General features: G+C 72.4%; 20 protein-coding genes and 1 tRNA gene. 13 read left to right on the top strand and 8 right to left on the bottom strand.

Annotated features, from left to right (window positions below; translation table 11 throughout):
• The first annotated feature begins 203 nt into the window (after positions 1–203).
• Positions 204–1,601 carry an MFS transporter gene (locus E3O41_RS01215; protein WP_067026547.1) on the top strand — a complete coding sequence of 466 codons (1,398 nt, stop codon included), beginning with the start codon at positions 204–206 and terminating at the stop codon, positions 1,599–1,601.
• 12 nt (positions 1,602–1,613) lie between these two features.
• Here E3O41_RS01215 and E3O41_RS14360 read toward each other — a convergent pair whose 3' ends face one another.
• Complete coding sequence (locus E3O41_RS14360; protein WP_244927254.1) at positions 1,614–2,183, bottom strand: MarR family winged helix-turn-helix transcriptional regulator; 570 nt, start codon at positions 2,181–2,183, stop codon at positions 1,614–1,616.
• A gap of 107 nt (positions 2,184–2,290) precedes the next feature.
• On the opposite strand from E3O41_RS14360, the gene E3O41_RS01205 reads away from it, so the two are divergent.
• On the top strand, positions 2,291–2,932 hold the full coding sequence (locus E3O41_RS01205; RefSeq protein ID WP_135011832.1) for a MarR family winged helix-turn-helix transcriptional regulator: 642 nt from the start codon (positions 2,291–2,293) through the stop codon (positions 2,930–2,932).
• Positions 2,933–3,061: 129 nt separating this feature from the next.
• Complete coding sequence (locus E3O41_RS01200) at positions 3,062–3,427, top strand: YchJ family protein (RefSeq protein WP_067026543.1); 366 nt, start codon at positions 3,062–3,064, stop codon at positions 3,425–3,427.
• Positions 3,428–3,431: 4 nt separating this feature from the next.
• Here the strand turns inward: E3O41_RS01200 and E3O41_RS01195 are convergent, their stop codons facing one another.
• On the bottom strand, positions 3,432–5,339 hold the full coding sequence (locus tag E3O41_RS01195; RefSeq protein WP_135011830.1) for a glycogen debranching N-terminal domain-containing protein: 1,908 nt from the start codon (positions 5,337–5,339) through the stop codon (positions 3,432–3,434).
• A 183-nt stretch (positions 5,340–5,522) separates the two neighbouring features.
• On the opposite strand from E3O41_RS01195, the gene E3O41_RS01190 reads away from it, so the two are divergent.
• The 3 genes from E3O41_RS01190 to E3O41_RS01180 are packed head-to-tail and all read left to right on the top strand — an operon-like array spanning position 5,523 to position 8,708.
• Positions 5,523–6,728, top strand: a complete 1,206-nt coding sequence (locus E3O41_RS01190) for a sugar ABC transporter substrate-binding protein (protein ID WP_240482387.1) — start codon at positions 5,523–5,525, stop codon at positions 6,726–6,728.
• Positions 6,729–6,732: 4 nt separating this feature from the next.
• Positions 6,733–7,872: a carbohydrate ABC transporter permease gene (locus E3O41_RS01185; RefSeq protein ID WP_067026537.1), complete on the top strand. Its 1,140-nt coding sequence runs from the start codon at positions 6,733–6,735 to the stop codon at positions 7,870–7,872.
• Complete coding sequence (locus E3O41_RS01180; protein ID WP_067026535.1) at positions 7,869–8,708, top strand: carbohydrate ABC transporter permease; 840 nt, start codon at positions 7,869–7,871, stop codon at positions 8,706–8,708. Before E3O41_RS01185 ends, E3O41_RS01180 begins: the two co-directional genes overlap by 4 nt.
• Positions 8,709–9,175: 467 nt before the next feature.
• On the opposite strand, the gene dcd is transcribed toward E3O41_RS01180, so the two are convergent.
• The gene (gene dcd / locus E3O41_RS01175) at positions 9,176–9,781 is read right to left on the bottom strand and encodes a dCTP deaminase (protein WP_067026533.1); all 606 of its coding nucleotides are present in this window, start codon (positions 9,779–9,781) and stop codon (positions 9,176–9,178) included.
• A 244-nt stretch (positions 9,782–10,025) separates the two neighbouring features.
• On the opposite strand from dcd, the gene E3O41_RS01170 reads away from it, so the two are divergent.
• From E3O41_RS01170 to E3O41_RS01150, 6 genes are all read left to right on the top strand, one after another.
• Positions 10,026–10,099 (top strand) — tRNA-Gly (locus E3O41_RS01170).
• A 72-nt stretch (positions 10,100–10,171) separates the two neighbouring features.
• Positions 10,172–10,582 carry a nitroreductase/quinone reductase family protein gene (locus E3O41_RS01165; RefSeq protein ID WP_067026531.1) on the top strand — a complete coding sequence of 137 codons (411 nt, stop codon included), beginning with the start codon at positions 10,172–10,174 and terminating at the stop codon, positions 10,580–10,582.
• 128 nt (positions 10,583–10,710) lie between these two features.
• Complete coding sequence (locus E3O41_RS01160) at positions 10,711–11,328, top strand: flavodoxin family protein (RefSeq protein ID WP_067026529.1); 618 nt, start codon at positions 10,711–10,713, stop codon at positions 11,326–11,328.
• A gap of 28 nt (positions 11,329–11,356) precedes the next feature.
• Complete coding sequence (locus E3O41_RS14480; protein ID WP_276204030.1) at positions 11,357–11,491, top strand: hypothetical protein; 135 nt, start codon at positions 11,357–11,359, stop codon at positions 11,489–11,491.
• A gap of 67 nt (positions 11,492–11,558) precedes the next feature.
• Positions 11,559–12,017 (top strand): carboxymuconolactone decarboxylase family protein, encoded by a 459-nt coding sequence (locus E3O41_RS01155; RefSeq protein WP_067026527.1) that lies wholly within the window; start codon positions 11,559–11,561, stop codon positions 12,015–12,017.
• 12 nt (positions 12,018–12,029) lie between these two features.
• A complete protein-coding gene (locus E3O41_RS01150) occupies positions 12,030–12,902 on the top strand; it encodes a sigma-70 family RNA polymerase sigma factor (protein WP_067026525.1) in 873 nt (290 codons plus the stop codon).
• A gap of 5 nt (positions 12,903–12,907) precedes the next feature.
• On the opposite strand, the gene E3O41_RS01145 is transcribed toward E3O41_RS01150, so the two are convergent.
• From E3O41_RS01145 to E3O41_RS01125, 5 genes are all read right to left on the bottom strand, one after another.
• Entirely contained in the window at positions 12,908–14,386 is a 1,479-nt protein-coding gene (locus E3O41_RS01145; RefSeq protein WP_067026522.1) for a carboxylesterase/lipase family protein, read from the bottom strand.
• An 11-nt stretch (positions 14,387–14,397) separates the two neighbouring features.
• A complete protein-coding gene (locus tag E3O41_RS01140; RefSeq protein WP_067026520.1) occupies positions 14,398–14,931 on the bottom strand; it encodes a DUF2087 domain-containing protein in 534 nt (177 codons plus the stop codon).
• Positions 14,932–14,942: 11 nt separating this feature from the next.
• Positions 14,943–15,797 carry an EamA family transporter gene (locus E3O41_RS01135; RefSeq protein ID WP_067026773.1) on the bottom strand — a complete coding sequence of 285 codons (855 nt, stop codon included), beginning with the start codon at positions 15,795–15,797 and terminating at the stop codon, positions 14,943–14,945.
• A 52-nt stretch (positions 15,798–15,849) separates the two neighbouring features.
• A complete protein-coding gene (locus E3O41_RS01130) occupies positions 15,850–17,142 on the bottom strand; it encodes a serine hydrolase domain-containing protein (RefSeq protein ID WP_083990971.1) in 1,293 nt (430 codons plus the stop codon).
• 81 nt (positions 17,143–17,223) lie between these two features.
• Positions 17,224–18,594: an ATP-dependent DNA helicase gene (locus E3O41_RS01125; RefSeq protein WP_135011828.1), complete on the bottom strand. Its 1,371-nt coding sequence runs from the start codon at positions 18,592–18,594 to the stop codon at positions 17,224–17,226.
• Between the two features lie 136 nt (positions 18,595–18,730).
• Between E3O41_RS01125 and E3O41_RS01120 the strand changes: the two genes are divergently transcribed.
• Positions 18,731–19,828 (top strand): hypothetical protein, encoded by a 1,098-nt coding sequence (locus tag E3O41_RS01120; RefSeq protein WP_135011826.1) that lies wholly within the window; start codon positions 18,731–18,733, stop codon positions 19,826–19,828.
• Positions 19,829–19,879 lie beyond the last annotated feature (51 nt).

Below are 19,879 nucleotides of genomic sequence, written 5' to 3'. Positions count from 1 at the left end.
GAATCTGAGTCGTGCTGACTCAAGGGTAGATCTCGACCCCCGACCGCGTCAAACGAACTTGATATGAATACGCTCAACTTTTGCGCGGGGCAGGATGTGTGCATGCCGATCTCCCACCTGCGGGAATCGCGCATCCGCCCCGCTAGGGTGAGCGCCATGCGCACGGCACCAACCGTTCACCTTCGCTCCCTAGGTTCCCTGACGTGAGCGACCCGAACGCGCCCCGGACCGACCTGCCCGCCACCGCCGACAGCGGCGCGATCGGGGTGATGGGCCTCGACCTGCGCGAGGGCAAGACCGCGCCCAAGAAGCAGATCTACTCGTGGGCGCTGTGGGACTGGGCGACGCAGCCGTTCAACACGGTCGTGCTGACCTTCATCTTCGTCTCGCTGTACCTCACCACCGACGTCTTCCTGCCCGCCGACATCCAGGCGCTCCCGACCGAGGATCCGGTTCGCAAGGCGGCGCTTGATCAGCTCGCTTCGAACTTCGGCTGGGGCGGCACGATCGCGGGCCTCGTGATCCTGCTCATCGCACCGGTGCTGGGCCAGCGCTCCGACGCGGCCGGCCGACAGAAGACGTGGCTCGCCATCGGCACGGGCGCGCTCATCGCCTCCATGCTGGGCCTGTGGTTCGTCGAGCCGACGCCGACCCTGTTCTGGCTCGGCGTCGCGCTCATCTCGGCCGGCCAGGTGTTCGGCGAGATCGCCGCGGTCAGCTCCAACGCCATGCTGATCGGCATCGCGAACCAGCGCTCGATCGGCCGCATCTCGGGCCTCGGCTGGGGGTTCGGCTACGTCGGCGGCATCATCGCGCTCATCCTCGTGGTGGTGTTCTACAGCGCGGACTGGTTCGGGCTGCCCGAGGACACGGGGCTGCCGTTCCGGATCATCGCGCTCGGCTGCGCGATCTGGGCGATCGTGTTCTCGATCCCGATCTTCCTCAACGTGCCGGAGCCGTCGCTGGGGCGACCCGAACGCCGCGTGAGCTTCTTCGCCTCGTACCGGCTGCTCGTGCAGGACGTCATCGCCCTGTTCCGCAACCGCGAGACGCGCCACACCGGCTTCTTCCTGCTCTCCAGCGCGGTGTTCCGCGACGGCCTCGGCGGCGTGTTCGCCTTCGGCGCGATCATCGGCAGCTCGGTGTTCGGCTTCGAGTTCCTCGACATGGTGATCTTCGGCGTCGCGGCGAACCTCATCGCCGGGCTCTCCACGATCGCCGCCGGCCCGCTGGACGATCGCTTCGGCGCCAAGCGGATCATCGTCTTCGCGCTCTCGTCGATGATCGTCGCCGGGCTGGCGGTGTTCTTCCTCGTCGATCTCGGCCCGATCGTGTACTGGATCGGCGGCCTCCTGCTGTGCGCCTTCGTGGGCCCGGCCCAGGCGGCGTCGCGGTCGTTCCTGGCGCGCGTGACCCCCGCCGGTCGCGAGGGCGAGATCTTCGGCCTCTACGCCACCACCGGCCGCGCTTCGAGCTGGATGGCCTCGCTCGCGTGGGCGCTCATCGTGGGCTGGCTGGGAACCGAGTTCGGCATCCTCGCCATCGTCGGCGTGATCCTCGTCGGCCTGCTGCTGCTCCTGCCGGTCAAGCAGCTGCGCTGACCCGCGCCGGGCTCAGCGACCGGGTCGCGGCCAGGCGTCGGCCAGGCGGCCGAGCAGGGTCGCCAGCTGCGCCTGCTCCTCCGGCGAGAACGAGGCCAGCGCCTGCCGCACGGCATCGGTGCGGGCGCCGCGCGCCTCGGCGACCGCCGCCGCGCCCTGATCGGTGAGCGCGATGAGCGTGCGCCGGGCGTCGGCGGGATCCGCCTCCCGCCGCGCGAGGCCCAGCTGCACGGCCATCTGCACGATGCGGCTGGCGCGAGGCTGATCGACGTGGAGCCGCGCGGCGAGGTCGCCGACCGACAGCGGCGATCCGGCCTCCGAGAGCACCTCGAGCATCCGCACCCGCGCCATCGAGCGGCCGACCGGACCACCCTTCGGCCCGTGGCCGTGCGGGCCGAAGGCGTGCGCCGCTCGCCGCTGCGCGAACTCCGCGCGCAGTTCGCCGAGGCTGTCGGGCGTGACGGCTCCCCAGGTGCGCGGGCCCCGCGGGCCGCCCTGGCGCGGGCCGCTGGGAAGCGTGCGGGCGCCGCGCAGGCGGGCGAGGGCATCGGCGATGCGGGTGGCGGGGCTGTCGTCGGTCACGCCCCTCAGAATACATGCCACTTGACATGCACTCATCTTCCATGTCACAGTGCATACACATAACACCTGACATGCATCGGTCCCCACGGACCTCGAAAGGACACCCCATGAACACCACGGACGACACTCCCGACTCCCGGCCGATCGGCTTCTGGCTCACGGCCGTCGATCGCCTCCTCTCGCACGCCTTCGACGCCGCCTTCGAGGGCGAGCCCGTCGATCGGCGCGACTGGATGGCGCTCAACCAGATCGACGGCACCGTCGCGGTGCCCCTGCCCGCCCACCCGCGCCGATCCAAGCGGCTCGCGCGCCTCGCCCGGCTCGGCTGGATCGAGCGGGTCGGCGGCGACTGGGCGCTCACCGACGCCGGTCGCGCCGCGAAGGAGCGCCTGGGCGAGAAGGTCGCGGCGATCCGCTCCCGGGTCGCCGATGCGGTCCCCGCCGACGACCTCGCCACGACGCTGCGCACCCTCGAGACCCTCGCGCGCGCGTTCGGCTGGTCCGACGGCGACGGGATGCCTCCGCGCCCGCGCCGCCACGGCGATCGCCGCCCCTTCCCGGAGCGCGCCTTCCCCGAGCGCCCCTTCGCCGAGCACGCGGGCTTCGACGGTCCGCGCCCGTTCGACGAGCGCCTGCCCCACCCGCGCCGCCCGTTCGGCGCCGGTCACCACGGCTTCGGCCCGCACCACCACGCCGAGCGCGCGTTCGAGCGAGGCTTCCGGGCCGGATTCGAGCGCGGCCGCGCATGATCGCCGGAGGGCCCGCGCGCTTCCGGAGAACGCGATCCTCGATCGCCTCGCCGGAAGCGCCGGACCCCGCCGCCGCCCCGAGCGCACGAGACCCGCGAGCACGACCCGCCCGCGCGGTACAGTCGGGCGGTGAGCTTCGCGAGCGCCTGCCCCTGCGGATCCGGGCGACCGTACCCGCAGTGCTGCGGCCCGCTCCACACCGGCGCGACGCTCGCCGAGACGCCCGCGCGGCTCATGCGATCGCGCTACAGCGCCTTCGCCCGCCGGGACGCCGACTACCTGCTGCGCACGTGGCACCCGCGCACGCGGCCGACCGAGCTCGACCTCGACGACGACACCGAGTGGACGGAGCTCGAGATCCACGACGCCACGGGCGACGAGGTGGAGTTCACGGCCCGGTACCGCACGCCGCGCGGCGACGGCGCGATGACCGAGCGCAGCCGCTTCGCCCGGCGCGGCGGCCGCTGGTTCTACGTCGACGGCGACGTGCGCTGACGCCCTACTCGGTCAGCGCACGGTGCACCGGCACCACCGCCGCCGCGGCCCACGCCTGCGGGCGGCACGCCGCGGGGTAGCGCGCGGGCTGCAGCCGCTTGCCGGCGCGATCGGCGGGCTCGCCCGAGTAGAGCTCGGGCAGGCGCCAGGCGAACGACTCGGCCGCGACGAGCAGCTGGCGGGCGAGGTCGCGCGCGTGCACCCGGAAGCCCGAGGCCAGCAGGCCCTCGATCGCCACGGCCGTGTCGTGCGGCCACACCGTGCCGCAGTGGTACGACAGCGGCCAGTAGGCCGCCTCGTCCGACGCCATCGTGCGCAGCCCGAAGCCCGACGACAGGCGGGGATCGATCAGCAGATCCGCGATCGCCTTCTCCTCGTCGGCATCGAGGATTCCGGTGCCGACCAGCTGGCCGATGTTCGAGGTGAGCGAGTCGACCGGCTCGCCGTGCCCGTCGAGCGCGATCGCCGGGAAGCGCAGCCCGCGCCGCTCCACCCAGAACTCACGGCGGAACCGCTGCTTGAGCGCCTCGGCCCAGTCGCGGAACGCGTCGCCGCCATCGGCGCCGAGGGCATCGAGCAGCTCGGCGCCGAGCACGGCCGCCTGGTACGCCTGGCCCTGCACCTCGCACAGCGCGATCGGCCCCTCCGCGATCCGCCCGTCGCTGAAGCGGATCGAGTCGCCCGAGTCCTTCCAGCCCTGGTTGGCCAGCCCGTGGCCCGACTCGTCGATGTACTTGAGGAAGCCCGTGTCGTCGGGGCACCCGTCATCCCGCAGCCAGGCGAGGGCCGCCTCCAGCGCCGGCTGCAGCTCGCGGATGCGCTCGAGCTCGATGCCGTGCCGCCACGCCCCGTGCAGCAGGATGATCCACAGCGGGGTGGCGTCGATCGTGCCGTAGTACAGCGGCGGCAGGTGGATGCCCTCGCCCGGCATGTCGAAGTAGCTCGAGCGCACCTCGTGCAGGATCTTGCCCGGCTGCTCGGCCGTCTCGATGTCGACCTTCGTGCCCTGCCGCGACGCGAGGGTGCGCAGCGTTCCCCAGGCCAACTCCGGTCCCTGCGGCAGCAGGAAGCGGGCGGCGATGAGCGAGTCGCGGCCGAACAGCGTGAAGAACCACGGCGATCCCGCCGCGAGGAACGCATCGCCGGACGCGGGGTCGGACATCAGCAGCGCGCCGAGGTCGTCGCGCGCCCGCGACGACCACCGGTCCAGGAGCAGGTCGCCCGTGGGCGGCAGGGGGCGCCACGGCTCGTCGCCGTCGTAGCCGCCGAAGACGCCGAGCGCGTCGCCCACCGCCATCACGGCGGCGACCTCGGCCTGCCCGCGCGGCGCGATCGCGCACTCCCAGCGCAGCCGGATGATGTCGCCCTCCGCCTGCACGTGCGCCCCCTCGGCGGTGACGGCGATGCGGCGGCGCCCATCGGTGGCGGTGGCATGCGCCCCGGGCTCCGACGCCACGAACTCGTGCGCGCTGGCCGGGCGCAGGCCGGCCTTCACGTCGCCGAGCTCCGCCATGCCGATGCGCAGCTCGAGCACGACGTCCGCACGGACCGGCTCGTCGAGGCCGCTGTCGATCCGGATCCGCTCGGTCACCTCGCCGGCCCGCACGCTGCGTGTGCGCAGCACCCGCACGCGCGGGTCGGGGGTGGGATCGTCCACCGCGCGGACGATCCCCTCGAACGCCAGCTCGCCGCTCCAGCCGTAGTGGCCGATCGCCTCGGGCACCTCGCCGCTGACACGCAGCCTCAGGCCCGACAGGATGCGCGAGTCGCCGTGGAAGAGGCCGTGCACCGGCATGTCCCACGCGTCGCCGTCACGCGAGGACCACACCTGGGTGGGCGCGGCCAGCACCACCCGTTCACGATCGAGCAGCGGCTGCCGCAGGTGCTCCGGGCCGTCCGTCGACGTCTGCATGCCGTCCACGTTAGCCCCGGCCGCTGACACCCGGCCAGGGAGGAAGCTGGCACGATCCGGCGCTCGCGCGCCACCCCCTAGCCTCGCGCAATCGAACGCACGAGGATGTGCACATCAGCATCGGACGGTGCGACCGAGCGGCCGGACCAAGCCGTGATTGGGGGCAATCTGATGAATCGAAAGGTGACAGCGCTCGCCGCTCTCGGCGGGCTGACCCTCGTTCTCGCGGGCTGTGGCGGGGGCGACGGGGGCGGCGGCTCCGACGAGGGCCTGACCATCCTGTTCGGATCCTCGGGCGACGCCGAGACGAACGCCCTGCAGACCGCGGTCGACGCGTGGAGCGAGGACTCCGGCATCGACGTGGAGGTCATCCCCGCCAGCGACCTGAACCAGGAGCTGGCGCAGGGCTACGCCGGAGACACCCCGCCCGATCTCTTCTACATGAGCTGGGATCAGTTCCAGACCTACGCGTCGGACGACTACCTCGAGCCCTATGCAGAGGACCTGCCCAACGCGGACGACTTCTACCCCGCCCTCGTCGACGCCTTCAGCTACGACGGCCAGTTCTTCTGCGCGCCGAAGGACTTCTCGACGCTCGGGCTCGTCATCAACACCCAGCTGTGGGAGGCCGCGGGCCTGACCGACGCCGACATCCCGACCACGTGGGAGCAGCTGCAGTCGGCCGCGGAGCGGCTCACCTCCGACGGCGTCGCGGGGCTGTCGATGGGCGCGGAGTACCAGCGCGTCGGGGCGTTCATGGCGCAGGCCGGCGGCGGGCTCATGGACGGCGACACCGTGACCGCCGACGCCCCCGAGAACGTCGAGGCGCTCACCTACCTGCAGGGCCTGCTGAACGCCGGCACGATGCAGTGGCCCGCCGACCTCGGCGCGGGCTGGGCGGGCGAGGCGTTCGGCCAGGGCAAGGCGGCGATGGTCGTCGAGGGACCGTGGATCTCGGGCGCGCTCGAGACCGACTTCCCCGACGTGTCGTACCGGGTGGTCGAGCTGCCGGCCGGCCCGGGCGGCAAGGGCACGTTCACGTTCTCGAACTGCTGGGGCATTCCCGAGGGGTCGGAGACGGCCGATGACGCGATCGATCTGGTCGAGTTCCTCACGAGCGACGAGCAGCAGCTCGCGTTCAGCGACGCGTTCGGCGTGATCCCGTCCACGGAGTCGGCGGCCGCGACGTACGCCGAGACCTACCCCGAGAACGAGGCCTTCGTGGCCGGAGCCGAGTACGCCACCAACCCGGTGAGCTTCCCCGGCGCGGCCGACGTGGTCACCGAGTTCAACAACGGGGTCACCACGCTCGCGTCGGCCGATCCCGCCGAGTTCCTCGCGGGGATCCAGACGCAGCTGCAGACCGCGTACGACGCCGCACAGGAGTGATCGCGTGACGACCGCGACCGCCCCGGCACCGGCCCGAAGGGGTCGGCGCCGGGGCGCCACGAACGGGGGCGAGCAGGCGGCGGGGTGGCTGTTCACCCTGCCCGCGATCGTGATCATCGGCGTGTTCTTGATCCTGCCGATCCTGCTGGCGCTGTGGGTGAGCTTCACCGACTGGAACGGGCGCCGCTCCCCGCTGTTCAACGACAGCGTGGACTTCGTCGGCGGCGAGAACTACGGCACGATCCTCACCGACGACGGCCTCACCCGCGAGCTGTTCGGGCGGGCGATCCGCAACAACGTGTACTACGTGCTGTTCGTCGTGCCGCTGCAGACGATGCTCGCGCTGTTCCTGGCGGTGCAGGTGAACAACCGGCTGCTGAAGGCGAAGGGCTTCTTCCGCACGGCGTTCTACTTCCCGTCGGTGACGTCGTCGATCGCGATCACGGGCGTGTTCCTGTTCCTGTTCAGCACCTCGGGCGTCGTGAACGTGATGCTCAGCTGGGTGGGGATCACCGGGCCGAACTGGATGGCGAACGGCGACGGCGTGATCCACAGCCTGCTCGGGGTGTTCGGCGTGGATTCGCCGCCGGCCGGCTGGAACGAGCCCGGGTTCCTCGGCGTCTCGGCGTGGAGCTGGATCGGCGGGCCGTCGGTGGCGCAGTGCGTGCTCATCATCCTGGCGGTGTTCACCACCTCGGGCACGTTCATGCTGCTCTTCCTCGCGGGGCTGCAGAACGTCGGCGGCGAGATCTCCGAGGCGGCCGCGGTCGACGGTGCGACGAAGTGGACGGCGTTCTGGCGGATCACCCTCCCGATGCTGCGCCCCACGCTGTTCACCGTGCTGACGCTCGGCCTCATCGGCACCTGGCAGGTGTTCGATCAGGTCTACCTGACGGCCAACACCCCGGCGGCGCAGACCCTGACGAGCCCGGCATACATGGCCTACAACCAGGCCTTCGAGAACCACGAGCCGGGCATCGCGGCGGCGATCGCGTTCGTGCTGTTCCTCATCATCGTGGTGCTCTCGCTGTTCCAGCGGTGGGTGCTGCGCGATCGCGAGGCGGGATCGCGGCGCCAGCTGCGCTCGTTCCTGCGCGCCGCGGAAGAGGGCCGCCTCGCCCGCGTCGGGGAGGGGCAGCGATGAAGACCACCGCTCAGCGGTTCAGCGCCGGCGTCGTCGTGACCTACATCGTGCTCGTCGCCCTCGCGGCGGTGTACATCTCGCCGTTCGTGATCTCGGTGGCGAACTCGTTCAAGACAGACGCCGACGCGACGCAGAACCCGATGTCGCTGCTGCCCGAGACCTTCACCTGGGCCGCGTACGAGCGGCTGTTCACCGGCACCGACCTGCCGCTGTCGGCGAACTCGCTCGTCATCACGATCATCGTCACGATCTGCCGCGTGTTCTTCGACTCCCTCGCCGGCTACGCGCTGTCGCGCCTGAGGTTCGCGGGGCGCCAGGCGGTGTTCGCGATCTTCGTGGGCGTGATGGCGGTGCCGTCGGTCGTGCTGATGATCCCGCGCTTCCTCGTGATCAAGGAGCTCGGCATCTACGACACCTACGCCGGCATGATCCTGCCGCTGCTCGTCGACGCCACGGGCATCTTCATCATGAAGCAGTTCTTCGACTCGCTGCCCGCCTCGATCGAGGAGGCGGCGCGGATCGACGGCGCCGGCGTGTTCCGCACGTTCTGGTCGGTGACGCTGCCGATGGCGACGCCCTCGATCATCACGCTGACGATCCTGTCGTTCCAGGGCTCGTGGAACGAGTTCAGCCACTTCGTGATCTCGCGCCAGAGCCCCGAGCTGCACACCCTCACCACGGGTGTCGGCGCGCTCGTGTCGGGTCAGCTCGGATCGGGCAACCAGTTCCCGCTCAAGCTCGCGGCCGCGGTGCTCATGACGATCCCGGTCGCGATCGTGTTCTTCCTCTTCCAGCGCCGCATCATGTCGACCACGGAGGGCGCCGAGAAGGGCTGACGCGGGGGTTGCTGACGCGGGGGCTGCGGCGCGCGGGGGTCGCGGGGCCGGGGCACGGGGCCGGGGCCGGGGCTGGGACGCGGGTTCCGCGAGACTGCAGCCCCGCGCCGAAACAGCGTGCAACGTCAGCTGTCTCGGCGCAGGCGTGCAGTCTCGCGGTGCCGTCAGGGGGCGCGGGTGCCGCCGCCCGCGTGCCGCGGGGCATCCGCACAGCGACGGGGGATCTGCGCACAGCGACGGAGTTCCGCGCGCCGGCGGGCGGATACGCGCGGATTCCTCCGCCCGAGCGCGATCATCCTCCGGTGGGCGCCGAGGATCCGCCCGAGCGCAGGCGCGCTGCGGCCGGGGGCCGGGTCCCGCGCCGGGGTTCAGGCTCCGCGAGACTGCAGCTCTGCGCCGAGACCGCGTACGGTGCCAGCTGTCTCGGCGCAGGCGTGCAGTCTCACCGATCCGCGGTCCCGGCCCGGTCAGCCGGCCTGGGAGCCCGCGTCGGTGACCGAGACGTCGGTGCGGTGGAAGCCGCGGAACGAGCGCGAGGCGGTCGGGCCGCGCTGGCCCTGGTAGCGGTTGCCGTAGGGCCCGGAGCCATAGGGGTTCTCGGCCGGCGAGGTCAGGCGGAAGAAGCACAGCTGGCCGATCTTCATGCCCGGCCAGAGCTTGATCGGCAGCGTCGCGACGTTCGACAGCTCCAGCGTGACGTGGCCCGAGAACCCGGGGTCGATGAACCCGGCGGTCGAGTGCGTGAGCAGGCCGAGCCGGCCCAGCGACGACTTGCCCTCGAGTCGCGCGGCGACGTCGTCGGGCAGGGTCACGGCCTCGAAGGTCGAGCCCAGCACGAACTCGCCGGGGTGCAGGATGAACGGCTCATCCGCGGCGACCTCGACGAGGCGCGTGAGGTCGGGCTGATCCTCCGCCGGGTCGATGAACGGGTACTTGTGGTTGTCGAACAGCCGGAAGAACCGATCGATCCGCACATCCACGCTCGACGGCTGGACCATCCCCAGGTCCAGTGGGTCGAGCCCGATCCGCCCCGACTCGAGTTCGGCCTTGATGTCACGATCCGAGAGCAGCACGCCCCCAGCCTATGGCGTGTTGAGTGCCCGCACAGATCGCACCGATCCCCACTCAGTTCGGACCTTCGGGGCCCCGGCGGTGGTCGGTTCGCGGTGCAATGGACTCAGGCGGCCGTCGGGTCGGTGCGCCGACCGCCGACCGGCCGTCCCGAGCCTGGCTACGCACATCCCGAACCCGCGTTCCGGGGCGGCCAGCGCCGGCACTCCTCCCCCGCGCTGTTAGCATGTCGGTACGCGTACGCGCGGGGCTGTAGTTCAATGGCAGAACTTCTGCTTCCCAAGCAGACAGCGCGGGTTCGATTCCCGTCAGCCCCTCCACCCTGAAGGCCTCCACCACGGTGGGGGCCTTCGTTGTACCGCCCTCCCCCGCCCGGGAGTAGCGTGTGGCGCATGGCGGACTTCAACCAGCAGATCATCGACGAGTTCCGCGCCAACGGCGGGAACGTCACCACCATGGGCTTCGGCACCGGGCTGGTGCTGCTGCACCACATCGGCGCGAAGAGCGGGGCCGAGCGGATCGCTCCCGTCGCCGCCCAGCGACAGGGACCGGACGTGTGGCACATCGCCGCGTCGAAGGGCGGGGCGCCCGACAACCCGGCCTGGTACCACAACCTCCTCGCGCACCCGGACGTGGAGATCGAGACGCCTGAAGAGGGCCTCGTGCCGGTGCGCGCACGCGACCTGCCGCGCGACGAGCGCGACGAGGCATGGCGGCGCTTCACGGAGTCGAGCTCCGGCTTCGCCGAGTACGAGCGCCGCACGGATCGCATCATCCCGGTCGTCGAGCTGCGCCGTCGCTGACTCGCGTCGCCGGGGCGAGGGCGCGGATCGGCCACGGGGCGCCGACGCCAGGCGGCGGATGGTAGCCACCGCCGCCGCGCGACGGAAGCGGATGGGCGACCCCCGTTGCGCGACGTAGCGTGCGAGGCATGGCGGACAACGACATCACGGCACTCGCGCTGAACTGCACGCTCAAGCCCTCGCCGGCCGACTCGAGCACGCATCTGATGTCGCGGCAGCTGCTCGATCGGCTCGCGGCGCACGGCGTCGACGGGCACGAACTTCGGCTCGTCGACCACGACATCGCACCGGGCGTCGAGGCCGACATGGGCGAGGGCGACGCGTGGCCCGGGATCCGGCAGCAGGTTCTGGACGCCGACATCCTCGTCTTCGTCACGCCCACCTGGCTCGGACAGCACTCGAGCGTGGCGCAGCGCGCCCTGGAGCGACTCGACGCCGAGCTGTCGACGACCGACGACCAGGGGCGGCCGATCCTGTGGGACAAGGTCGCGATCGTCGGCGTCGTGGGCAACGAGGACGGCGCGCACCACATCTCGGCGATCCTGTTCCAGGCGCTGAACGACATCGGGTTCACGATCCCGGCCCAGGCGGCCGTGTACTGGAACGGCGAGGCGATGAGCACCACCGACTACAAGGATCTGCCCGAGACACCGCAGGCGGTCGCCTCGACCATGGACGGCGCCGCGAGCAACGCCGCGCACCTCGCCCGCCTGCTCCGCGCCCGCCCGTACCCCGCGGTGCCCTGACCCACCCGCCCGCGACGAGGCGGACCGGATGAGCACCCCGGGCGGCCCCGACGACCCGACCCTCATACGCAATCAGCCGGTGCTGCCCACCCCGCGCCGGCGCGGGCGGCTCTTCCCGGGACTGCTGCTCGTCATCCTTCTCGGCGTCGGCACGCGCGGCTGAGCACGGATGTCACACTCCGTGCCCCGCGTCCGACGGACATGGTGACCCCCCCCCAGAAAGGATCACCATGACCCGCATCGACATCAGCCGCACGAACCGCCTCGGCTACGCCGCCGTGATCGGCATGGAGGGGCACGCCCGCTCCTCCGTCGACAAGCGGCTCCTCGAGCTGCTGAAGATCCGCGCATCGGTGCTGAACGGCTGCACGTTCTGCGTCGACATGCACATGACCGACGGGCTGCGCGCCGGCATCCCCCAGCGCGTGCTCGTCGCGGCGACGGCCTGGGAGCACGCCGGCGACCTGCTCGACGAGCGCGAGAAGGCGGTGCTGGCCCTCACCGACGCCGTCACGCGGCTCGGGGAGGACGCCGTGAGCGACGAGGTGTGGGATCGCGCCGCCGCGCACTTCGACGACGGCGAGCTGGGCGCGCTGGTGCTGGCGATCGCGACGATCAACGTGTGGAACCGCATCGCGATCGCCACGCGCATGACGCCCCCGGTCGACGCCAAGCACCCCGTCGTCTGACACGCTGGCTTCGTGACGACATCGCTCGCGGCCGAGGCATGGGGCAGGGAGCGCGGCCGACTGATCGGGATCGCCTACCGCATGCTGGGCGATCTGGGCGAGGCCGAGGACGTCGCCAGCGACGTGGCCGAGTCGGCGCTCGCGGCCGAGCGCCGCGGCGACGACGTGCGCTCATGGCCCGCGTGGCTGACGACGGCGTGCGTGCGGCGGTCGATCGATCGCGTGCGGGCGCTCGCCACGCGCCGCGAGACGTACCCCGGGCCGTGGCTGCCGGAACCCGTCTCGCTCGATCGCCTGCCCGACGAGGTGGCGGCCACGCGCGAGCTGCTCTCGCTCACGCTGCTGCACCTGGCCGAGCAGCTGCGCCCCGAGGCGCGCGCCGCGCTCGTGCTGCACCGCGCGTTCGGCATGACGGCGCGCGAGATCGGCGAGATCCTGGAGCGCTCCCCCGCCGCCGTGCGGCAGTCGATCTCGCGCGCGGAGCGATCGCTGCGCATCGCGCCCGGCGACCCCGCCCCGCACCCCGCCGATGCCGGTGCGCTGCGGCGCCTCGTCGCGGCCATCGAGACCGGCGAGGTCGCGGAGGTGCTGGCGCTGCTCGACGACGACGTGGTGCTGTGGAGCGACGGCGGCGGCCGGGTGAGCGCCGCGCGCCGGCCGCTCATCGGCGCCGACGCCGTGGCGCGCTTCGTCCTCGGCGTGGTGGAGAAGGCGGCGCGGGCGGGCACACCCGTGACGGTCGTCCCGCTCGTGGTGAACGGCGAAGCCGCGCTGGACTTCCGCCGGGCCGACCGGCGCGACGTCGTCGTGCTCGAGCTCACCGAGGCAGGGCTCGTGCGGGGCGTGCGACAGGTGTCGAACCCCGAGAAGCTCAGCCGGGTGTGATCCGCTCACACCAGCGGCATGAGGCCGGCGTAGACGCGGCGCGAGTCGTGCGTGCCGGCGCCATCGAACACGCGCGCGGTCTCGCCGGCGGGCCATCGGATCCAGTCCACCGCGCCGGTGCGCATGAAGTCCGCCGCGGCCCCGTGGTAGGCCCGCGCGAGCGCCGCGGGCGGGTGCGCACCGGCGATCGCCTCCACACCCGGCGCCCCGAGCACGTCGAAGAAGAACGGCACGTCGAGGCAGTGCAGCGCCCATCGCCGCGTCGGCGACGGCCACGTGAACGCGTAGACCCACGTGTCGGGCGCCGCGGCGGCCCGGGCGCGCGCCGCGCGGATCACGTCGCGGCGCATGGTGATGTCGCTCACGAACCGGCCGATGAGCCGGGCGGCGCCGCGCGAGCGCAGCTCAGCGTTGGCCGCCAGGTAGGCGCGCTGCCGCTCGCCGCGCAGCCCCAGGAACCGCAGCACCAGGGGCGCAGGGACGAGCCGGAGCACGCCCGGCAGCTCGTCGGCGATCATCGAGAACTCGTCCTCCATGCCGCCGACCACGAGCGCACGATCGCCGCCCTCGCCCGCCGCGAGCGCCTCGATCGTCGGCCGCGGGATGAGATCGCCGTCCACGGCCGGCCCGATGTTGGGGATGCCGCCGTCCAGGCCGCGGGCCAGGGCGCGCAGCCCGCCGCGGAGCGGGTTGGGGATGAGGTCGTGCAGCCGCTCGCTCGGCACCGCGGAGAGCGCGGCGGCCGTCGGCGCTCCGACGCCGGCGCGCGTGGCGACGACATCGCTCACGGCGCGCGCCGCCGCCTCCGAGATCGTCATGGCCGTGGGCGACATGCTCCATGCCCGCCGGAACAGGGGCCGCGCCGCCGGCATGCCGAGCAGCGTCAGGACCGCGCCGCCGCCGGCGGATTGCCCGGCCAGCGTGACCCGATCCGGATCGCCGCCGAAGGCCGCGATGTTGCGCTGCACCCAGTCGAGCGCCAGCAGCCAGTCGCGCACGCCGCGGTTCGAGGCGCCGTCGGCGACCCAGCCGAAGCCGTCGAAGCCGACCCGGTAGGCGATCGTCACGGTGACGATCCCGTCGCGCGCGAACGCCGAGCCGTCGTACCAGGGCGAGGCGATCGATCCCGACACGTACCCGCCGCCGTGGATGTACACGAGCACGGGCAGGCGCGCATCGGGCCCGGGTGAGGGCGTGAAGACGTTGAGGTTGAGGATGTCGTCGCCCGGGACCGACGGCTCGGGGATGAGCGTGACGCCGGTGGCGCCGCGCTGCGATGTGGCCCCGGGCGTCGTCGCCTCGCGCACCCCGTCCCACGGGTCCGCCGGCTGCGGGGCGGCGAAGCGCAACGGCCCGACGGGGGCCTGCGCGTACGGCACGCCGAGGAATGCGGCGCAGTCTCCCCGCCACGCACCGCGGAGCCGACCGGCATCGATCCTCGCCTCGGGCGCCCGGCGCCCCTGTCCCTCCGCCGCGCGTTCCATCACCGCCGACGCTAGGGGCGGGCGTCGTCCCCGCGCAACCGCTCGTCGGCAGCGCCGGGAACGAGCGCATACTCCGTGCCGTCGCGGCGGCGCTCCACGAGCCCCGCGTCGACCAGGTACCGGCGCAGCACCGCCGTGTCGTCGGAGAACGCCGCGAGCCGCTCGTTCATCTCGCGTTCGGGGACGACCTCGCCGGGCCGCAGCGCCCGCGCGGCGACCCAGCGCAGCAGCTCCGCGCGCTCGGCCGGCCGCGACGGGTACTGCGCGATCCGCCCGTGGCGCAGGAAGCGATCGATCCCCGTCGCCTTCCGCGCCGGCTCGCGTCGGAGCAGCTCGTCGAAGACCTCGGGCCGGAACGCGAGCGACTCGTCGACGACGCCGGCGCGCACGAGGGTGGCGACGACGTGACGCCGGCGCGACGGCGACAGCTCCGCCAGGTGGCCCTCGACATCACCGCCGGCGATGAGCAGCCCGATCACCGCGCGCGTGTCGGGGTTCGCCAGCGCGGCGACGACCGGTCGCCACGCGTTGTCGCCCGTGCCCATGCCGCTCCCCGCTACGCCACCGGCTCCGCGATCGGCAACGAGGTGCGGCGGGCCGAGGTCCACACGGCGCCCGCGCTCGCGGCGATCACCAGCGCGATGCCCACGATCTCGAGCCACTGCAGGTCCTGGCCCAGCAGCAGGAACCCGGCGGTGGCCGCGGTGGCCGGGCCGATGCTCGTGAGGATGCCGAATGCCGACTCGGTCAGGCGCCGCAGGGCCGCCAGCTCGGCGGCGTAGGGGATGGTCGACGACAGCAGCGCCACGGCGGCGCCGAGGCCGAGCAGCGCCGGGTCGAGCAGCGCCGGGCCCGCGTCGACGATGCCGAAGGGCAGCGAGATCACCGCCCCGACCGCCATGGCCAGCGCGAGCCCGTCGACGCCGGCGAAGGCCCGACCGACGGCGGCGCTGCCGCGGATGTAGCCGGCCCAGCTCGCCGCGGCCAGCAGCGCGAAGCCGACGCCGATCGGGTCGAGGTCCGACCAGCCGCCCGCGCCGAGGGCGATGACGCCGGCGAGCGCGAGCCCCGCCCACAGCCAGGCCGATGCCCGCCGCGCCAGCACGACCGACAGCACGAGCGGCCCGAGCACCTCGATCGTGACGGTGACGCCCAGATCCAGGCGTTCGAGCGCGAGGTAGAAGGTTCCGTTCATGCTCGCGAGCACGGCACCGAACCGTACGACCGCCCACCAGGCGGCGGGCGAGTGGCCGCGCAGCGCGGGGCGCGCGATGACCAGCAGCATGATCGCCGAGAACGCCAGGCGCAGCATCACCATGCCCAGCGGCCCGGTGTGCGGGAACACGAGCACCGCGATCGCCGCGCCCACCTCCTGGCACAGCAGCCCGATGCCCACGAGCCCGAGCGCCATCGGCGTGCCGGGCCGCAGGATCGCCGCGCTCACGCGGCCCTCCCGCGCGCGCTCACTCGCCGAGGGGGCAGACCGCCGCATCGGCGATCTGCTGGTGCACGGCCTCGGCGGTCCACGGCAGCCCGAACTCGGGCTGCGTCTGCCCGCTGGCAGCCGGCGCCTTCGACGCGATCGCGGCCAGCTCGCGACCCAGGAGCCCGGCGATCGGCTCGCTGCCGGCCGTGTTGTTCAGCACCACGGCGACCGCCATGCCCGTCGCGGGATCGGCCCACACGCTCGTGGCATAGCCGGGCACCATGCCCTGCTGGCCCAGCAGCGAGCCGGCCTGATACACGCCGCCGCCGTAGGTGAACCAGCTGTCCTTCGACGGGTCGACGGGCAGGTTGTGATCGAAGCGGCCGGGGTCGTGCTGCGCCAGCGCCTTGGCGGCGAGGACCTTGCCGTAGCGGCCGAGATCCTCGATCGTCGAGACCACGCCCGAGTCGGTGTAGCCCATGCTCGCCGACGCCTTGGAGTACTCCGTCGGCGCGACGCAGCCGGCCTCGACGTCGGCGTTCCACGACTGATAGCCCGGCAGGTACGACGGGCTCGTGGCGGGGACGGACGAGTCGGCGCCCGGCAGGGCGGTCTGGGAGAGCCCGTTGGGGGCGAAGACATACTCGCGCATCAGCTCGGCGGCGGACGTGTTGCTCGCGTCCACGAGCGCCTGGCCGAGCAGGAGGTATCCGGCGTCCGAGTCGCGGAACGCCGCGCCGGGGGTCCCGCGGTCCTGCGTGATGCCGTACGAGGCGAGCTCGCGCGGGTGCCACTCGCGGTCGGGCGTCTCGTAGAACGCCGTGCGCACGCTCTCCCACGACGATCCGATCCCGCTCGTGCTGTCGCACAGCTGCCGCAGCGTGACGTCGCCCGTCTCCTCGCTCGACAGGTTCGGCACGCTCGTGACGTGATCCGTGACCGGGTCGTCGGGATCGAGCACGCCCTCGGCCGCCAGCGAGTAGAGCACGTCGCAGGTCATCGCGCGCGTGACGTCGGCGACGCGGAACGACATGTCGGTCGTCACGGGGGCGCCGGCGCCCTCGGGCTCGGTCGTGCCGTGCGCCGTGACCCAGCTGCCGCTCCAGGGGACCCACACGCCGACGATGGCCCCGGTCGATCCGGTCGCCTGCATCGCCTGGTCGACGGCCGCCTGCATCTGCGCGACGGTGTCATCGGGCAGGCTGCCCTCGGCCTGCGCGGGCAGCGCCACGCCCTCGACCTGCGTGTCGGCGGAGCACCCGGTCAGCGCGATCCCGAACGCCACCACCGCCGCGAGCGCCGCTGCCGCGCGACGAGCCTTGATCCGCATACAACCCCCTGGTCTGGATGCTCCGAGTCTAGGCGGTGCGGACGCGGGTGCCCCGAGCGCCGGGCGCCGCCGCGCACACGCTCAGCCGACGCGCATCTGCGCGCCCTGCTTCTCCCAGACGCCCCGCATGAAGCGGCGCACGTCCTCGTCGACGCGGATGTCGCTCGGGCGCAGCGGGCGGCTGAGGTACAGGCCGTCGAGCGAGGTGAGGCGGCTCAGGGCGACGTAGGTCTGGCCGGGCGCGAACGCTCCGGCGCCCAGGTCGACGATCGCGCGGTCGTACGTCTTGCCCTGCGACTTGTGGATCGTCACCGCCCACGCCAGGCGCAGCGGGAACTGCGTGAACTCGGCGACCACCTCGCGGGTGAGCTTGCGCGTGTGCGGGTCGTAGGCGTAGCGGTACTTCTCCCACACCGACGGCTCCACCTCGAACTCCTCGCGGTCCACCTCGACCTTGACGGTCTCGCCCACGATCTTCGTCACGGTGCCGATCGTGCCGTTGACCCAGCGGGGCGGATCGCCCTTGCTGCCCACGTCGTTGCGCAGGAACATCACCTGCGCCCCCACCTTGAGCTTCAGCTCCGGATCGGCCGGGTACACGTCGCCCTTGCCGAAGTCGCCGCTGATCTCGGCGCGCGCCGTCTGCTCGCGGCCGCCCAGCTGGGCGAGATGCTTCGCGTTGATCGCGTTGACGCGATCGTTGCGCGTGGCGAGCGTGATGATCGGGTCGTGCGGATCGTCCGGCGGCGTCCGCGCGCCCTTGGCGTTGAGCGCGTCGGCGATCTCCTGGGTGACGCGCCCGTACCGGACGGCGTTGAGCATCGCCTTGAACCCGTCGTCGGACTGGCGGTGGATGTGCGTGAGCTCGCGGATGTGCAGGTCGGCGCCGTGGCGGCCGATGTCGATGAGCCCGTCGGCGGCGGGGGCCTCACCCGCCCACACGTGCGCGTCGAAGAACCAGAACGACCGGTAGTGATCGGCGATGTAGCGCGCCTCGTCGCCGCGCGGGGGCACCGGTGCCAGCTGGTACGGATCGCCGAACATGACCACCTGCACGCCCCCGAAGGGCTCGGCCCGCCGGCCGCGCGCCTGCCGCAGCGCGCGATCGATCCCGTCCATGAGGTCGGCGTTGACCATCGAGATCTCGTCGATCACGAGCGTGTCGATCGCGCCCAGGATCTTCCGCGTCGACTCGTTCTGATCGAGGTCCGTGTCGGCGATGAGACCGATCGGCAGCCGGAACAGCGAGTGGATCGTCTGGCCCTCCACGTTGAGGGCGGCCACACCCGTGGGCGCGCAGATGGCGATCTGCTTCGACGTGTTCCAGGTGAGGTGGCGCAGCAGGGTCGACTTGCCGGTCCCCGCGCGGCCCGTGATGAAGACGTGCTCGCGCGTGTCCTCGATGAGGCGGAACAGGGCCTCCTGTTCCGCCGACAGCACGGGCTCGCTCACTCGTCAATCGTAGGGAACCATCCGCCGCCCGGGGCTGCGCCCGGCCGAACTGTGGACGACGCCGGCCGCATCTCGGTCCGATATCGACCGGAGGGGCGCCCAGCTTGTCCGCATCGGCTCTCCATAGACTTCCGGCATGCAGCAGGCGCCGGCAGACACCGCTCTGGTCGTCGAGCCCGTGCCCACCCGGCGCCGCGGCGCCGCCCTCGAGATCGGCATGAGCGTCGGCATCGCGGCGCTGCTGATCGCGGCGATCGCCGCCGGATTCGCCTCGCTGTACCGCGAGTTCTGGGGGCCGAGCGCGTTCGTCGAGCGCTACGTGCAGCTGCTCGCCGACGGCCGTGCCGCCGACGCGCTGGCCGTCCCGGGCGTGAGCATCGACACGATCGAGCTGGAACGCGCCGGCCTGTCGGGCTTCGCCTCCGACGCGCTGCTGCGCTCCTCGGCCCTCGGCGCCGAGATCACCGACATCCACGCGGTCTCGGAGACCACCGCCGACGGCATCACCGAGGTCACCCTCGAGTACGCGATCGGGGGCGAGGCCGGCCGCACCACGTACCGCGTGGCCGAGGCCGGATCGAACGGACTCGTGCCGGTGTGGCGCTTCGCGAGCAGCCCGCTCGGCGTGCTCGACGTGTCGGTGCACGGCTCCATGACGTTCTCGGTCAACGGCTTCGAACTCGACAAGCGCCAGGTCTCGCCCGACGGCCTCGACGCCGACCCCACGGCCTCCGTGCCGCTGCTGACGTTCGTGCCGATGTCGTACGAGGTCGCCGTCGACACCGCGACGACGTCGGCGGAGCCCACCACCGCGATCGCGCAGACGCCGCTCACGGCCGTCGACGTCGACATCGTGGCGACCCCCACTCCCGAGTTCCTCGACGTCGTCGACCAGCAGGTCGCCAGCTTCCTCACCGAGCAGTGCGCCTCGCAGCAGGTGCTGCAGCCGGCCGGCTGCCCGTTCTGGGTGTCGGTCGAGAACCGCCTCGCGAGCGGGTCGCTGCCGGAGTGGTCGATCGTCCAGCAGCCCGAGATCACGCTCGTCCCCGAGGGCCCCTACTGGCGCATCGAGCAGGCCGACGGCCTCGCCCACATCGAGATGGACGTGCAGTCGATCGCCACCGGCGCGATCACCCACGTGTCGGAGGACGTGCCGTTCACGATCGACGGCACGGTCGAGATCCTCGCCGACGGCTCGGCGCAGATCCGGATCGGGGCCCCGCTGCTCGACTGACACGTCCGCGGAGTCCGCGGCGCCGAGCGCCCGGACGTCGCAGACCCGCGG

This window comes from Microbacterium sediminis (assembly GCF_004564075.1).
Lineage (GTDB): Bacteria > Actinomycetota > Actinomycetes > Actinomycetales > Microbacteriaceae > Microbacterium > Microbacterium sediminis.
This window is presented reverse-complemented; position numbering and strand designations above follow the sequence as displayed.

Bases quoted from the DNA above. Each gene is read 5' to 3' on its own strand.
- E3O41_RS01120 (WP_135011826.1), top strand. From the start codon at position 18,731: ATGCAGCAGGCGCCGGCAGACACCGCTCTGGTCGTCGAGCCCGTGCCC.
- E3O41_RS01205 (WP_135011832.1), top strand. From the start codon at position 2,291: ATGAACACCACGGACGACACTCCCGACTCCCGGCCGATCGGCTTCTGG.
- E3O41_RS01140 (WP_067026520.1), bottom strand. From the start codon at position 14,931: ATGGGCACGGGCGACAACGCGTGGCGACCGGTCGTCGCCGCGCTGGCG.
- E3O41_RS01180 (WP_067026535.1), top strand. From the start codon at position 7,869: ATGAAGACCACCGCTCAGCGGTTCAGCGCCGGCGTCGTCGTGACCTAC.
- E3O41_RS01160 (WP_067026529.1), top strand. From the start codon at position 10,711: ATGGCGGACAACGACATCACGGCACTCGCGCTGAACTGCACGCTCAAG.
- E3O41_RS01130 (WP_083990971.1), bottom strand. From the start codon at position 17,142: ATGCGGATCAAGGCTCGTCGCGCGGCAGCGGCGCTCGCGGCGGTGGTG.
- E3O41_RS14480 (WP_276204030.1), top strand. From the start codon at position 11,357: ATGAGCACCCCGGGCGGCCCCGACGACCCGACCCTCATACGCAATCAG.
- E3O41_RS01135 (WP_067026773.1), bottom strand. From the start codon at position 15,797: ATGGCGCTCGGGCTCGTGGGCATCGGGCTGCTGTGCCAGGAGGTGGGC.
- E3O41_RS01155 (WP_067026527.1), top strand. From the start codon at position 11,559: ATGACCCGCATCGACATCAGCCGCACGAACCGCCTCGGCTACGCCGCC.
- E3O41_RS01195 (WP_135011830.1), bottom strand. From the start codon at position 5,339: ATGCAGACGTCGACGGACGGCCCGGAGCACCTGCGGCAGCCGCTGCTC.
- E3O41_RS01145 (WP_067026522.1), bottom strand. From the start codon at position 14,386: ATGGAACGCGCGGCGGAGGGACAGGGGCGCCGGGCGCCCGAGGCGAGG.
- E3O41_RS01165 (WP_067026531.1), top strand. From the start codon at position 10,172: ATGGCGGACTTCAACCAGCAGATCATCGACGAGTTCCGCGCCAACGGC.